Raw genomic sequence first — 13,501 nt, 5'->3', positions numbered from 1 at the left:
CAATGCCAAAGCGCTCAGACATCAACAGCGTCCTCGTCATCGGCTCGGGCCCCATCGTCATCGGCCAGGCCGCCGAGTTCGACTACTCGGGCACGCAGGCCTGCCGCGTCCTTCGCGAGGAGGGCGTCCGGGTGATCCTGGTCAACTCCAACCCGGCCACGATCATGACCGACCCGGACTTCGCCGATGCGACCTACGTCGAGCCGATCACCCCCGCGGTGATCGAGTCGATCATCGTCAAGGAGCGTCCCGACGCGATCCTCCCGACGCTCGGCGGGCAGACCGCGCTCAACGCCGCGATGAAGCTCGACGAGCTCGGCATCCTCGAGAAGCACGGGGTCGAGCTCATCGGCGCGAACATCGACGCCATCCGCCGCGGCGAGGACCGCCAGGAGTTCAAGGACCTCGTGCTCGAGTGCGGCGCCGACGTGGCACGCTCGCGCATCGCCCACACCGTGGAGGAGGCGAAGGCCTACGCCGCCGAGCTCGGCTACCCGCTCGTCGTCCGCCCCTCCTTCACGATGGGCGGCCTCGGCTCCGGCTTCGCCTATACCGAGGCGGAGCTCGTGCGCATCGTCGAGGACGGCCTGCTCTCCTCGCCGACCTCCGAGGTCCTGCTCGAGGAATCGATCCTCGGCTGGAAGGAGTACGAGCTCGAGCTCATGCGCGACAACTCCGACAACACGGTGGTCGTCTGCTCGATCGAGAACGTCGACCCGGTCGGCGTGCACACCGGCGACTCCATCACGGTGGCGCCCGCGCTCACCCTCACCGACGTCGAGTACCAGAACCTCCGCGACGTGGGCATCGCGATCATCCGCGCCGTGGGCGTGGACACCGGCGGCTGCAACATCCAGTTCGCGGTGGACCCCTCGAACGGCCGCGTGATCGTCATCGAGATGAACCCCCGCGTCTCGCGCTCCTCGGCGCTCGCCTCCAAGGCGACCGGATTCCCCATCGCGAAGATGGCCGCCAAGCTGGCCATCGGCTACCGGCTCGACGAGATCTCGAACGACATCACCCGGGAGACCCCCGCGAGCTTCGAGCCCTCGATCGACTACACCGTGGTCAAGGTGCCCCGCTTCAACTTCGAGAAGTTCCCGGCCGCGGACCCGACCCTCACGACCACCATGAAGTCGGTGGGCGAGGCGATGTCGATCGGCCGCAACTTCACGACAGCCCTGCAGAAGGCGATGCGCTCGCTCGAGAAGCGCGGCTCCTCGTTCACCTGGGCCGAGGATCCGCGCGGCGTCGAGGAGCTCCTGGAGTCGATGCGCATCCCGACCGACGGCCGGCTCATCGACGTGCAGATCGCGCTCGCCAAGGGCGCCACGGTCGAGCAGGTCTTCGAGTCCACGGCGATCGACCCGTGGTTCCTCGATCAGATCGTGCTGATCAACGAGATCGCCGCGCTCGTGCGGGATGCCGACGGGCTCGACGAGCAGACCCTCCGCCTCGCGAAGCGGCACGGCTTCTCGGACGCGCAGCTCGCGGAGCTGCGCGGCCTCGAGGAGGGCGAGGTCCGGGCGATCCGCCGCAACGCGGGCATCCGCCCCGTCTACAAGACGGTGGACACCTGCGCCGGCGAGTTCCCCGCCTACACGCCGTACCACTACTCGAGCTACGACCAGGAGACCGAGATCAGCGCCTCGGACCGCCGCAAGGTGATCATCCTCGGCGCCGGGCCCAACCGCATCGGCCAGGGCATCGAGTTCGACTACTCCTGCGTGCACGCCTCCTTCGCGCTCTCGGACGCCGGGTTCGAGACCATCATGATCAACTGCAACCCGGAGACGGTCTCGACCGACTACGACACCTCGGACCGGCTCTACTTCGAGCCGCTCACGCTCGAGGACGTGCTCGAGATCGTCGACGCGGAGCGCGCGAGCGGCGAGCTCGTCGGCGTGATCGTGCAGCTCGGCGGGCAGACCGCGCTGGGGCTCGCCAAGGGCCTCGAGGCGGCCGGAGTGCCCGTGCTCGGCACGAGCCCCGCCGCGATCGACCTCGCCGAGGAGCGGGGGCAGTTCGCCGGCATCCTCGACGACGCCGGCCTCGCCTCGCCCGCCAACGGCACCGCGATCGACCGCGCGAGCGCGCAGGACGTGGCCGAGCGCATCGGCTTCCCGGTGCTCGTGCGCCCGAGCTTCGTGCTCGGCGGCCGCGGCATGGAGATCGTCTTCGACGCCGCGCAGCTCGACGACTACTTCGAGCGCACGGCCGGGGAGGTCGTCGTGTCGTCGACGCATCCGCTGCTCGTCGACCGCTTCCTCGACGACGCGACCGAGATCGACGTGGACGCCCTCTACGACGGCGAGGAGCTGTTCATCGGCGGCATCATGGAGCACATCGAGGAGGCGGGCATCCACTCGGGCGACTCCGCCTGCACGCTGCCCGCCATCACGCTCTCGAACCGGGTGCTCGGCGAGGTCCGCGAGGCCACGGGCAGGATCGCCGCGGGCATCGGGGTCAACGGACTGCTCAACGTGCAGTTCGCGATCAGCGCCGGCCGACTCTACGTGATCGAGGCCAACCCGCGCGCCTCGCGCACGGTGCCCTTCGTCTCGAAGGCGCTGGGCGTGCAGCTCGCCAAGGCCGCGAGCCGGGTCATGGCCGGGGCGAGCATCGCCGAGCTGCGGGGCGAGGGCATGTTGCCCGAGACGGACGGCACCTTCCAGCCTCTCGACACCCCGGTCTCGGTGAAGGAGGCGGTGCTCCCGTTCAAGCGCTTCCGGACGCTCGAGGGCTCGATCGTCGACACGCTGCTCACCCCGGAGATGCGCTCCACCGGCGAGGTCATGGGCATCGACCGCGACTTCCCCCGGGCCTTCGCGAAGAGCCAGCTGGCGGCCTACGGCGGCCTGCCCGCGACCGGCAACGTGTTCGTCTCGGTGAACGACCGCGACAAGCGCGCCATCGTGGCGCCGATCATGCGGCTCGTGGATCTCGGCTTCACGCTCTACGCGACCGAGGGCACCGTGCAGGTGCTCGGGCGCCACGGCATCTCGGCGGAGCGCGTCGGCAAGTTCACCCGCGACGGCGACCACGAGGACCCGGCGCTGCCGAACATCGTCGAGATGATCCACGGCGGCGAGATCGACATGGTCATCAACACGCCCTCCGCGGGCAACACCTCGCGCGGCGACGGCTACGAGATCCGCACGGCCGCCGTGGCCGCGGACCTGCCGATCTTCACCACGATGTCGGAGCTGCAGGCCGCGGTCGGCTCCTTCGAGGCGATGCAGCACGGCTTCGACGTCACCTCCCTGCAGGAGTACCACGCACAGCGAAAGGCACGAGTGTGATCACTTCGACGATCCCGATCGTGGACCCGAGGCCCTTCGGGGTCCGGCTCGCCGAGACCATGGACGAGTACGGCCACCTCTGCGTGGGCATCGATCCGCACACCTATCTGCTCGAGCAGTGGGGGCTGCCGGTCTCCGCGGTCGGCGCGCACGAGTTCGGCCTGCGCATCATCGAGAAGCTCCGGGGCCGGGTCGGCATCGTCAAGCCGCAGGTCGCGTTCTACGAGCGCTTCGGGGCCAACGGCTTCAAGGTGCTCGAGGACGTCTTCGCGGCGGCCCGCGAGGCCGGGCTCATCGTGATCGCGGACGTGAAGCGCGGCGACGTCGGGTCGACGCTCGACGCCTACGCCGAAGCGTGGCTCACGCCCGGCATGCCGCTCGAGGCGGATGCGATGACGATCAACCCGTACCAGGGCTTCGATACCTTCAGGAAGCCGCTGGACATGACGGAGTCCTACGGCAAGGGGCTGTTCGTCCTGGCGGCGACCTCCAACCCCGAGTCGGCGTCGGTGCAGACCGCGCGCCGGGTGCGGGGCTCGCAGGAGGGCCGCACGGTGGCGGGCGGCATCGCGGCGCGCGCCGCGCAGTGGAACCGCGAGCACTCGGCCGGGCGCGAGCAGGGGTCGGTGGGCGTCGTCATCGGCGCCACCGTGGACCTCGATCTGCTCGACATCGACACCGAGGACCTCGCGGCCGAGCCGAACACGCCCATCCTCGCGCCCGGGTTCGGGCATCAGGGCGCGGAGTTCGCCGACGTACGGAGGATTTTCGGCAAGTCGGCGGAGAATGTCATCGTGACCTCTTCGCGCGGCATGCTCGAGAACGGCCTCGACGGCCTCGATCGTGCGATCGACACCCAGCTGGCAACACTGAAAACCGCATTTGCATGAACCAGACACCCCCACCCGTCGACCGCGTCGCGGCCTCCCGCGCGGCGGTCGCGGCCCGGCGCGCCCGCGCGTCGATCAAGGCGCGGATGGCGAGCGGCGCGGCCCGGCCGCTCGACGTGCTCGCGGCGTCCGAGAACCCCGAGAGCGCCGCGGCCTCGCTGCGCGTCACGCAGTTCCTGCGCTCGATCCCCCATATCGGGGTGACCAAGACGGAGCGGATCCTCGCCGACCTGGGGATCGCGCCGGTCAAGCGGCTCGGCGGGCTCGGCCGCAACCAGCGGGCGCGGCTCGAGGAGTTCCTGGAGGGCTGGGAGCGGTCGAGCCCGCAGGCGCCGCGGGTCGTGGTGCTCGCCGGCCCCACCGCGGTGGGGAAGGGCACCGTCTCCCGGTACATCCGCGAGCACTATCCGCAGGTGCACATCTCGGTCTCCGCCACCACGCGCGCGCCGCGGCCGGGCGAGGTCGAGGGCAGGGACTACTACTTCCTCGGCGAGGACGAGTTCGACCGGCTCATCGCGGAGGACGAACTGCTCGAATACGCCACGGTGCACAACTCGTACCGCTACGGCACGCCGCGCGGCCCCATCCTCGAGCATCTCGCGCAGGAGCGCCCCGTGCTGCTCGAGATCGACCTCCAGGGGGCACGCCAGGTCCGCGAGCACATGCCAGAGGCTAGAATGGTGTTTCTGCTGCCGCCGAGCTGGGACGAGCTCGTCAACCGGCTCATCGGCAGGGGCACCGAGTCCCCGGAGGAACAGGACCGCCGACTCGCGACCGCGAAGGTCGAGCTCGCCGCACAGGACGAGTTCGACGCCCGCGTCGTGAACGACACCGTTCCCCGGGCCGCGCAGGAGATCGTGCGGCTCATGGGGCTCGACCACGACATCAACGACTGAGAGGACTCCGCATGATTGACAAGCCCAAGGGGATCATCGATCCGCCGCTGGACGATCTGCTGAACCGCGTCGACAGCAGCTATCAGCTGGTGACCTTCGCATCCAAGCGCGCGCGGCAGATCAACGACTACTACAGCGACCTGCAGGACGGCGCCATCTACAACAACGTCGGGCCGCTCGTCGACTCCAACGTGGACGACAAGCCGCTGTCGATCGCGCTGCGCGAGATCAACGAGGGCAAGCTCGTCATGCACGAGCCCAAGCAGGAGGAGATCGTGCTCGAGGAGTCCGCGGAGGACCTGCTGGACTTCGGCGACGACTCGGTCAGCCCGGCAGAATCCGAGTAGCCGCCGATGATGGGCGCCCTCGGGGGTTCCTCGCTGCGGGTGGCGGTCGGCGTCACGGGCGGCATCGCCGCCTACAAGGCCGTCTCCGTCATCCGCTCGCTCGTGCTGCTCGGCCACCACGTGGACGTGATCGCGACCGGGGCCGCGCTCCGCTTCGTCGGCGCGCCGACCTTCGAGGCGATCAGCGGCAACCCGGTGCGGACGGATCTCTACGAGAACGTCGACACGGTGCAGCACGTGGCGCTCGGCCAATCGGCCGACGTGATCGCCGTGGTCCCCGCGACCGCCAACACGCTGGCCAAGCTCGCGACCGGCATGGCCGACGACTTGCTCACGAACACGGTGCTCGCCTCCCTCGCGCCCGTGGTCGTGGCCCCCGCCATGCACACCGAGATGTGGCAGAACCCCGCGACGCAGGCCAACGCCAGGCGGCTCGACGAGCGCGGCGTGACCTTCGTGGGGCCCGAATCGGGGCGGCTCACGGGCAGCGACGAGGGCCCCGGGCGGCTCGCGGAGCCCGAGGAGATCGTGAACGCGATCGTCTCGGCGGCGCGCCGCGGGCAGCGCGAGCGCCTCGCGGCCGAGCGCGGCCGGGATCTCGTGGGCCACACGGTCCTCGTCACCGCGGGCGGCACCCGCGAGCCCATCGACCCGGTGCGCTTCCTCGGCAACCGCTCCTCCGGCAGGCAGGGCGTCGCGATCGCCCGGAAGGCGGCCGAGCGCGGCGCCGAGGTCACCCTCGTCGCGGCGAACATCGAGGTGCCGACCCCGGAGGACGTCCGCGTCGTGCTCGTCTCGAGCGCGGAGCAGATGGCCGCCGCCTGCGCCGAGCTCGCGCCGCGGCAGGACGCGATCGTGATGGCGGCCGCCGTGGCGGACTACCGCCCCGAGCACGTCCAGGCGGGCAAGATCAAGAAGGAGGCCACGGGCGACGACCTCACCCTGACCTTCAAGAAGAACCCGGACATCCTCAAGAACATGGTCGCGGCCCGCGTGCCGGGCCAGACCATCATCGGCTTCGCCGCCGAGACGGAGGAGGACGACGAGGCGCGCCTCGAGCTGGGGCGCGCGAAGATCCGACGCAAGGGATGCGACTTCCTGGTGCTCAACCGCGTCGGATGGCACCACGGCTTCGCCCGCGACGAGACGGCCATCCAGATCCTCGACCTCGACGGGCACGTCGTGTCCGAGGCCGTGGGCGACAAGATGTCGGTGGCCGATAGCATCCTGGACCTCGTGCACGAGCACGAATAGCCGTCCTCGACGGCGCACCATCACTCCGCAGTCCTCCCACGTGCCGCCGAGCGCAGGCGAAGCGGCGCGCACTCCCAGGGAAAGAGAGTCAACAATGTCAGCACTCCGCCTCTTCACGTCGGAATCGGTGACCGAAGGCCACCCCGACAAGATCTGCGATCAGATCTCCGACGGCATCCTCGACGATCTGCTCAGGCAGGATCCCAACTCCCGAGTCGCGGTCGAGACGCTCGTCACCACCGGACAGGTCCACGTCGCGGGCGAGATCCGCACCGAGGGCTACGCCGACATCGCCGGCATCGTCCGCCGCACCATCACGGAGATCGGCTTCGTGTCGAGCGACATGGGCTTCGACGGCAACCTCTGCGGCGTCTCCGCCTCGGTGGGCGCCCAGTCGGCCGAGATCGCGAGCGGCGTGGAGACCTCGCTGCAGCATCGCGAGGGCGGCGGCGAGGACGAGATCGCGAAGCTCGGCGCCGGCGACCAGGGCATCATGTTCGGATACGCGAGCGACGAGACCCCCGAGCTCATGCCGCTGCCCGTCTGGGTCGCGCACCGCCTCTCGGAGCGGCTCACGGAGGTGCGCAAGAACGGCGTGCTCGGCTACCTGCGCCCCGACGGCAAGACCCAGGTGACGATCGGCTACGACGAGGACGACGTGCCCCGCACCGTCGACACCGTGGTCGTCTCGACCCAGCACGACGGCGACATCCCGCTCGAGCGGCTGCGGCGGGACGTCCGCGCCGAGGTCATCGACGCCGTCCTCGGCGGGCTCGGGCTCGACGCCTCGGAGCTCAAGGTGTTCGTGAACCCGGCCGGGCCCTTCGTGCTCGGCGGCCCCGCCGCGGACGCCGGGCTCACCGGGCGGAAGATTATCGTCGACACCTACGGCGGGATGGCGCGCCACGGCGGCGGGGCCTTCTCGGGCAAGGACCCGTCCAAGGTCGACCGCTCCGCCGCCTACGCCATGCGCTGGGTCGCGAAGAACGTGGTCGCGGCGGGCTTCGCGAAGCGCGCGGAATTCCAGGTGGCCTACGCCATCGGCTCCTCCGAGCCGGTCGGCCTCTACTGCGAGACCTTCGGCACGCACACCGTCGAGCCCGCGCGCATCGTCGCCGCGGTCGAGCGCGTCTTCGACCTGCGGCCGGGCGCGATCATCCGGGATCTCGACCTCACCCGCCCCATCTACTCGCTCACCTCGGCGTACGGCCACTTCGGCCGCGAGCTGCCCGAGTTCACGTGGGAGCGCACCGACCGCGTGGAAGCGCTGCGCGCGGCGCTCGACTGACGATGCTCGGGGGCGGCGGCGCGCCGGACCCGACCCCCGGGGCCGGGCAGGGGGAGGAGGAGCACCGCGTCGCCCGCGTGGTGCTCGACTCCCCGCTGCCGCAGCTCGATCGCGTCTTCGAGTACGAGATCCCGCCGGCGCTGCGCGGCCGGGTCGGCGCCGGGATGCGCGTGAAGGCGCCCCTGCGCACGGGCGGCCGCCTGGTGCGCGGATTCGTGCTCGGCACGGCTGCCACCCCCGAGTACTCGGGGCGTCTCGCCCCGCTCGACTCCCTCGAATCCCCGGCACGGGTGCTGACGGCGCCCATCGCGGAGCTCGCCCGGCGCGTCGCGGACCGCCAGGCCGGGACGATGGCCGATGTGCTGCGGCTCGCGATCCCGAATCGCTCGGTGCGCCTCGAGCAGGAATGGCTCGAGGAGCGGGAGGCGGATCCGATTCCCGCGGAGGAGCCGCTCGCACCGCCGTCGGGATCGCTCGCGGAGGACTACGGCGAGGAGGCGGCGGTCGCGCTCGCCGCGGAGGGCGATGGCGCGCGCATCGCGCTGCGGGCGGTGCCCGGCGTCGCCGAGGGCGCGCCCCGATACCTCTCGACGTTCGCGGAGATCGCCGCCGCGACCCTCGCGCGCGGCAGGTCGGTGCTGGTGCTGCTGCCCGACTACCGGGATCTCGACCTGGCGCTCGAGCGGTTCGGCGCGCAGCTGCCGGCGTCGCGCATCCGCCCGATCGACGGGCGGCACAAGCCCAAGCCCCGCTACGAGCAGTTCCTCCGCGCCCTCGAGCCCATCCCCCAGGTGATCGTGGGCAACCGCGCGGCGGTGTACGCGCCGGCTCACGAGCTCGGCATGATCCTGATGTGGGACGACGGCGACGAGTCGTATCGCGAGCCCCACGCCCCCTATGCGCACAGCCGCGAGGTCGCGCTCATGCGCAGCGGGATCGAGGGGGCGGGCATCGTGTTCGCGAGCCATTCGCCCTCGCTCGAGGCGCGCCGGCTCGTGCGCACGGGATGGCTGCGCGAGTTCGCGCCGTCGCGTCGCTCCCGCCCGCGCATCATCCCCGCCTCGACGACCATGACGGACGACCCCCGGGCGCAGGCCGCGCGCATCCCCGAGGCGGCGTGGCGCGCGGCGCGCGAGGGGCTCGAGCGCGGTCCGGTGCTCGTCCAGGTGGGCCGCGCGGGCTATCGCCCGGGGCTGGCCTGCGCGCACTGCCGGACGCTCGCGCGCTGCACCCGCTGCGGAGGGCCGCTCGGCCAGCGGCACGCGAACGCGGCGCCGAGCTGCACGGTGTGCGGGCAGGTGCACGCGGCGTGGCTCTGCCCGGAGTGCAGCGGGCAGCAGCTGCGGGGCACCGGCGCGGGGCACGAGCGGACGGCCGAGGAGCTGGGCAGGGCGTTCCCGGGCGCCAAGGTGCTGGTCGCCGACGGCGAGAAGCGCGTCGTCGGCGTGCCGGACGAGCCCGCCCTGGTGATCTCCACGCGCGGCGCCGAGCCGGTCGCCGAGGGCGGCTACCGGGCGGTACTGCTGCTCGACACCGAGGGGGCGCTCATGCGCGAGTCGCTCGACACCGTGGTGTTCGCGCTGCGCGCCTGGTCGAACGCCGCCGCGCTCGCAGCCCGGGGCGGCTCGGTGATGCTCACCGGCGCCCCCTCGGCTCCGCTGGTCGCCCTCCGGGACTGGCAGCAGGAGTCCTGGCTCGATCACGAGCTGGACGAGCGCCGGGCCCTGGAATTCCCGCCCGCGGTGCGGGTCGCGTCGGTGCGGGGCAGCGAGGACGAGGTGGACGGCGCGCTCCGCCGGCTCCGCGATCTCGACCCGGCGGGGCTCCACGTCCTCGGGCCGGTGCCGGACCCCGAGGACGCGAACCTGCAGCGGGCCGTGCTCCGCTTCCCCTATCGCGCGGGCGCCGAGATCGCAGCGGCGCTGAAGAGCGAGCTCGTCACCCGCGCGACGAGCGCCCGTGCGGGAGCCGCCCGTCGAGGCGGGCACCGGCCGGCCTCGACGCTGCGCGTCAAGATGGATGCGCCGGACATCTTCTAAGCCGCGACGGGCCGCCCGCCGAGGAGCGCGCCGCGATCATCCCCGCCGCAGGGCGGCGGCGAGGTCGCGGACGATCTCGCCGGCGGGCCGCTCCTCGGCGCTCCGGTAGCCCGTCCCGGCCCACAGGTGCAGCCGCTCCGGGTCCTCCGCGGCGGCCGCCGCCCGGCGGATGGGCCGGGTGAGGTGGTGGACCGCGGGGTAGGCGAACGGCGCCTGCGCGCCGTGGCGCTCGATGAAGCCGTTGCGCAGGGCGCGCGCGGGCCGGCCGGTGAAGCAGTGCGTCACGACCGTCTCCTCGAACCTCGGGTCCGCGAGGGCCCTGCGGTGCGCGGGTGCGGTGCCGGCCTCCTCCGAGCGCAGGAGCAGCGTGCCGATCGCGACGGCCTCGGCGCCGGCGTCGAGCAGCGCGCGGATCGCGCCGGGGCCGTCCACGCCGCCCGCCGCGATCACGGGCAGGCCGACGCCGTCGACGACGCGCCGCACGAGCTCGGCTCCGTCGACGGGGGAGGGGAGCCGGCGCGGATCGTGACCCGCGCTGTGCCCGCCGGCGCCCGGCCCCTGCACGACGAGGCCGTCGACGCCGAGCTCCGCGGCGCTCCGCCCCTCCTCGGGCGTGGTCACCGAGGCGAGCACCGCGGTGCCGACGGCGTGCAGCGCGGCCACCTCGGCGGCGTCGGGCAGTCCGAAGGTCAGCGAGACCACGGGCACGGGATGATCGAGCAGCCACTCGAGCTTCGCCGTCCAGAGATCGTCGTCGTCCACGGGCTCCGGATCGATCCCGACCCCGAGCGCTTCCGCCTCGGGAACGAGCGCCTCGGCGTAGGCGCGGAAGGTGTCCGCATCCATCGGCCGGCGGTTCGGGACGAAGAGGTTGACGCCGAAGCGGTCGGTGCGCGCGCGGACCCGGCCGACCTGCTCGGCGAGCGAGTCGACGGTCGCGTAGCCGCCCGCGAGGAAGCCGAAGCCGCCGGCCTCCGCGACGGCGATCACGAGTTCGGGCGTGGACGGTCCTCCCGCCATGGGGGCTGCGAGGATCGGGACCGGGAGGGCTCCGAGCGGTCGGTTGCGGGTCATGGGCGCTCCTTCCTGCGCGGGGCCGCCGCGGGCCGCCCCGATCATGCCGTGTACGAGATCCGCGGCGGCCGGCCGCCGCGGACCACCCGTCCCACGAAGGCGAGCACGCGGTCCGCCTCCGTGCCGAAGGGATTGTCGGTGATGAGATAGGTCCAGGTCGACGCGGGGCGGCGAAGGCCGAGGCCCTCGAGGTCGAGGTCCTGCTCGGCGGCGCGCTCCAGGTCGGCGCGGCTCGCGGCCGCGGCGGCCGAGGCGATGCCGCGGAAGGACTCGACGGCGATGAGCGAGAACTCCTCGAGCGGGTTCTGCCGCCCCAGGGCGCGGAGGTGGATCCCCTCGCGGACGTCGGCGAGGCGGTTCACGTGCCGGCTCCACCCGCGGTCGAGGTGGTGCAGGACGACCTGTCTCGCGAAACCGCGCCGATCGCGCCAGCGCTCGGCCCGCCCCGGGTCGGCGGGCCAGAGCCCCCGCAGGTACCGGTCCAGCGCTTCGTCCTCGCGGAGCACCCGCTCGCGCGTGTCGAGGAGCAGCGCCCGGTGCTCGTCCGCGGCCCGGTGATAGTCGCGGGTGGTCCGGTGCAGCTGCATCCGCCGGCCCTCCGCCACCCGCTGCGCGTGGTCGTAGAGGGCCCGGAGCTCCGGGGACTCGATCGGCCCTTCCGCGGGGATCTCCGTGCGGCGGTCGAGGACGAGGTGCTCGCGGACCACGGGGTCCTCGAAGGCGGTGAAGAACACCGAGGAGCCGGGGTCGCCCTGGCGGCCCGCCCGGCCGCGCAGCTGATGATCGAGCCTGGCGCTCTCGTACCTGCCCAGTCCGAGGACCAGGAGCCCGCCGGCGTCGGCGGCGCCGGGGCCGAGCCGGATGTCGACGCCGCGCCCCGCCATCTGGGTGGAGACGGTGACGGCGCCCAGGCGGCCTGCGCGGGCGATGGTCTCGGCCTCCTCGGCGTCGTTCTTGGCGTTGAGGACCGCCGGATGCACGCCCGCGGCCCGGAGCCGGTCCGCGAACCGCTCCGACTCCGCGACGCTGGCCGTTCCGACGAGCACCGGCCGGTCGGCCCGCGCGGCCTCGAGGACGCGCTCCGCCGCCGCGTCGTCGCGCTCCCGGATGCCGGCGAACAGCCGGTCGGGCTCGTCCTCGCGGATGCACGGGCGGTGGGCGGGCACCACCGCGGTCTTCAGCTGCAGGTCGTCGGCGAGCCGCTCGGCGGCTTCGAGGGCGGTGCCGCTCATCCCGGTGATGCTCCGATAGCCGCGCACGACGCTCTCGACGAGGACCTGGTCGAGGATCTCGGCCCGGACGGTGACCTCGAGCCCCTCCTTGCGCTCGACGGCGGCGTGCAGCCCGTCCGGCCAGCGGCGCCGGTCGGCAGTGCGCCCGCGCGCATCGCTCACGAGCCGCAGGCGCCCGTCGCGGACGACGTAGTGGACGTCCCGCTCGAGCACGGCGCGGGCGTGCAGGGCCACGTGGGCGGCGCTCATGAGCTCGGCGCGGTCCTCGGCGTAGAGGTCCTCGACGTCGAGCGCCTCCTCGAGCCGGGCGATGCCCGCGTCGGTGAATCCGGCGTTCCGCCGCTCGCCGTCCAGGGTGTAGTCGATCTCGGGGCGGAGCCCGGCGATGATCGATGTCAGGGTCTCCTCCTCCTCGGCGGCGTCGGCCTCGCCGGCGAGGACGAGCGGCACCGTCGCGTCGTCGAGCAGCACCGCGTCGAGCTCGTCGATCACGGCGACGTCGGGCTCCGGCACGAGCCGGTCCTCGGGGTCGGTGCGCTGCCGGTCCCGGAGCAGGTCGAAGCCGACCGCGTGGATCGTGGCGTGGACGATGTCCGCGCGATAGGCGGCCTGCCGCTCGGCGTGCGGCATCCGCTCGGCCACGGCGGCTCCGCGCAGCCCGAGCGCCTCGAACAGCGGCAGCCCCTCCGCCGCGTCCCGCGCGGCGAGGAAGTCGTTGGCGGACAGCACGTGGACGCGGCGCCCGGCGAGCGCGTGCACCGCCGCGACCAGGTGGCCGACGAGCGTCTTGCCCTCCCCGGTCGCCATGTCGACGACGAGGCCGCGCAGCATGCACGCCGCCGCGAGCAGCTGCTCGCGGCGCGGGTCGAGCCCGAGCCGTCGCCGCGCGTGCTCCGCGGTCCACCCGAGCAGGCGCGCGAGCGCGTCGTCGCGTCGGAGCATCCCGCCCTCCGCGCCGGGCCGCCGGTCGACGAGCCGCGCGTCGTCCAGGGGGCGGAGCGAGACGGCGAAGGCGGCGGCGCGATCGGCGAGAGCCGCGTGGCGGCGGGTGTCGACGGTGCCGGGCTCCTGTCGGAGGCGCCGGAAGGGCAGCGCGATCCGCTCCCACGGGGAGCGGGGCCGGGATGCGATGCGTCGGCGGGTCATCGCCCCCAGCCTAGCGCCGCCGCCAGGACGGGG

9 protein-coding genes are annotated in these 13,501 nt (G+C 72.8%); 7 read left to right on the top strand and 2 right to left on the bottom strand.

Features of this window, described 5'->3' with window-relative positions; all coding sequences use genetic code 11:
- Positions 1 to 2: 2 nt before the first annotated feature.
- The 7 genes from carB (at position 3) to FM112_RS03175 (ending at position 10,016) form a co-directional block, all read left to right on the top strand.
- The gene (gene carB / locus FM112_RS03205; protein WP_087003343.1) at positions 3 to 3,302 is read left to right on the top strand and encodes a carbamoyl-phosphate synthase large subunit; all 3,300 of its coding nucleotides are present in this window, start codon (positions 3 to 5) and stop codon (positions 3,300 to 3,302) included.
- Positions 3,299 to 4,192, top strand: a complete 894-nt coding sequence (pyrF, locus tag FM112_RS03200; RefSeq protein ID WP_254910350.1) for an orotidine-5'-phosphate decarboxylase — start codon at positions 3,299 to 3,301, stop codon at positions 4,190 to 4,192. Before carB ends, pyrF begins: the two co-directional genes overlap by 4 nt.
- The gene (gene gmk / locus FM112_RS03195; protein WP_087003340.1) at positions 4,189 to 5,088 is read left to right on the top strand and encodes a guanylate kinase; all 900 of its coding nucleotides are present in this window, start codon (positions 4,189 to 4,191) and stop codon (positions 5,086 to 5,088) included. Before pyrF ends, gmk begins: the two co-directional genes overlap by 4 nt.
- 11 nt (positions 5,089 to 5,099) lie before the next feature.
- Positions 5,100 to 5,435 carry a DNA-directed RNA polymerase subunit omega gene (gene rpoZ / locus FM112_RS03190; protein WP_087003337.1) on the top strand — a complete coding sequence of 112 codons (336 nt, stop codon included), beginning with the start codon at positions 5,100 to 5,102 and terminating at the stop codon, positions 5,433 to 5,435.
- Between the two features lie 6 nt (positions 5,436 to 5,441).
- Positions 5,442 to 6,689: a bifunctional phosphopantothenoylcysteine decarboxylase/phosphopantothenate--cysteine ligase CoaBC gene (gene coaBC / locus FM112_RS03185; protein ID WP_254910349.1), complete on the top strand. Its 1,248-nt coding sequence runs from the start codon at positions 5,442 to 5,444 to the stop codon at positions 6,687 to 6,689.
- Positions 6,690 to 6,783: 94 nt separating this feature from the next.
- Positions 6,784 to 7,977 carry a methionine adenosyltransferase gene (metK, locus tag FM112_RS03180; RefSeq protein WP_087003334.1) on the top strand — a complete coding sequence of 398 codons (1,194 nt, stop codon included), beginning with the start codon at positions 6,784 to 6,786 and terminating at the stop codon, positions 7,975 to 7,977.
- 2 nt (positions 7,978 to 7,979) lie between these two features.
- Positions 7,980 to 10,016 carry a hypothetical protein gene (locus FM112_RS03175; protein WP_087003331.1) on the top strand — a complete coding sequence of 679 codons (2,037 nt, stop codon included), beginning with the start codon at positions 7,980 to 7,982 and terminating at the stop codon, positions 10,014 to 10,016.
- Positions 10,017 to 10,052: 36 nt separating this feature from the next.
- On the opposite strand, the gene FM112_RS03170 is transcribed toward FM112_RS03175, so the two are convergent.
- Together FM112_RS03170 and secA2 are read right to left on the bottom strand one after the other, a co-directional pair.
- Positions 10,053 to 11,090 carry a nitronate monooxygenase family protein gene (locus FM112_RS03170; RefSeq protein WP_087003328.1) on the bottom strand — a complete coding sequence of 346 codons (1,038 nt, stop codon included), beginning with the start codon at positions 11,088 to 11,090 and terminating at the stop codon, positions 10,053 to 10,055.
- 41 nt (positions 11,091 to 11,131) lie between these two features.
- The gene (gene secA2 / locus FM112_RS03165; RefSeq protein WP_087003325.1) at positions 11,132 to 13,468 is read right to left on the bottom strand and encodes an accessory Sec system translocase SecA2; all 2,337 of its coding nucleotides are present in this window, start codon (positions 13,466 to 13,468) and stop codon (positions 11,132 to 11,134) included.
- Positions 13,469 to 13,501 lie beyond the last annotated feature (33 nt).

The sequence above is a fragment of the Gulosibacter sp. 10 genome (assembly GCF_900163695.1).
GTDB lineage: Bacteria > Actinomycetota > Actinomycetes > Actinomycetales > Microbacteriaceae > Gulosibacter.
The sequence above is the reverse complement of the archived record's forward strand: the minus strand, read 5'-3'. Positions and strand labels throughout refer to the sequence as shown.

What these genes read in the sequence shown, in the direction of transcription:
- carB (WP_087003343.1), top strand. Translation starts at nt 3, where the DNA reads ATGCCAAAGCGCTCAGACATCAACAGCGTCCTCGTCATCGGCTCGGGC.
- gmk (WP_087003340.1), top strand. Translation starts at nt 4,189, where the DNA reads ATGAACCAGACACCCCCACCCGTCGACCGCGTCGCGGCCTCCCGCGCG.
- rpoZ (WP_087003337.1), top strand. Translation starts at nt 5,100, where the DNA reads ATGATTGACAAGCCCAAGGGGATCATCGATCCGCCGCTGGACGATCTG.
- coaBC (WP_254910349.1), top strand. Translation starts at nt 5,442, where the DNA reads ATGATGGGCGCCCTCGGGGGTTCCTCGCTGCGGGTGGCGGTCGGCGTC.
- metK (WP_087003334.1), top strand. Translation starts at nt 6,784, where the DNA reads ATGTCAGCACTCCGCCTCTTCACGTCGGAATCGGTGACCGAAGGCCAC.
- FM112_RS03175 (WP_087003331.1), top strand. Translation starts at nt 7,980, where the DNA reads ATGCTCGGGGGCGGCGGCGCGCCGGACCCGACCCCCGGGGCCGGGCAG.
- FM112_RS03170 (WP_087003328.1), bottom strand. Translation starts at nt 11,090, where the DNA reads ATGACCCGCAACCGACCGCTCGGAGCCCTCCCGGTCCCGATCCTCGCA.
- secA2 (WP_087003325.1), bottom strand. Translation starts at nt 13,468, where the DNA reads ATGACCCGCCGACGCATCGCATCCCGGCCCCGCTCCCCGTGGGAGCGG.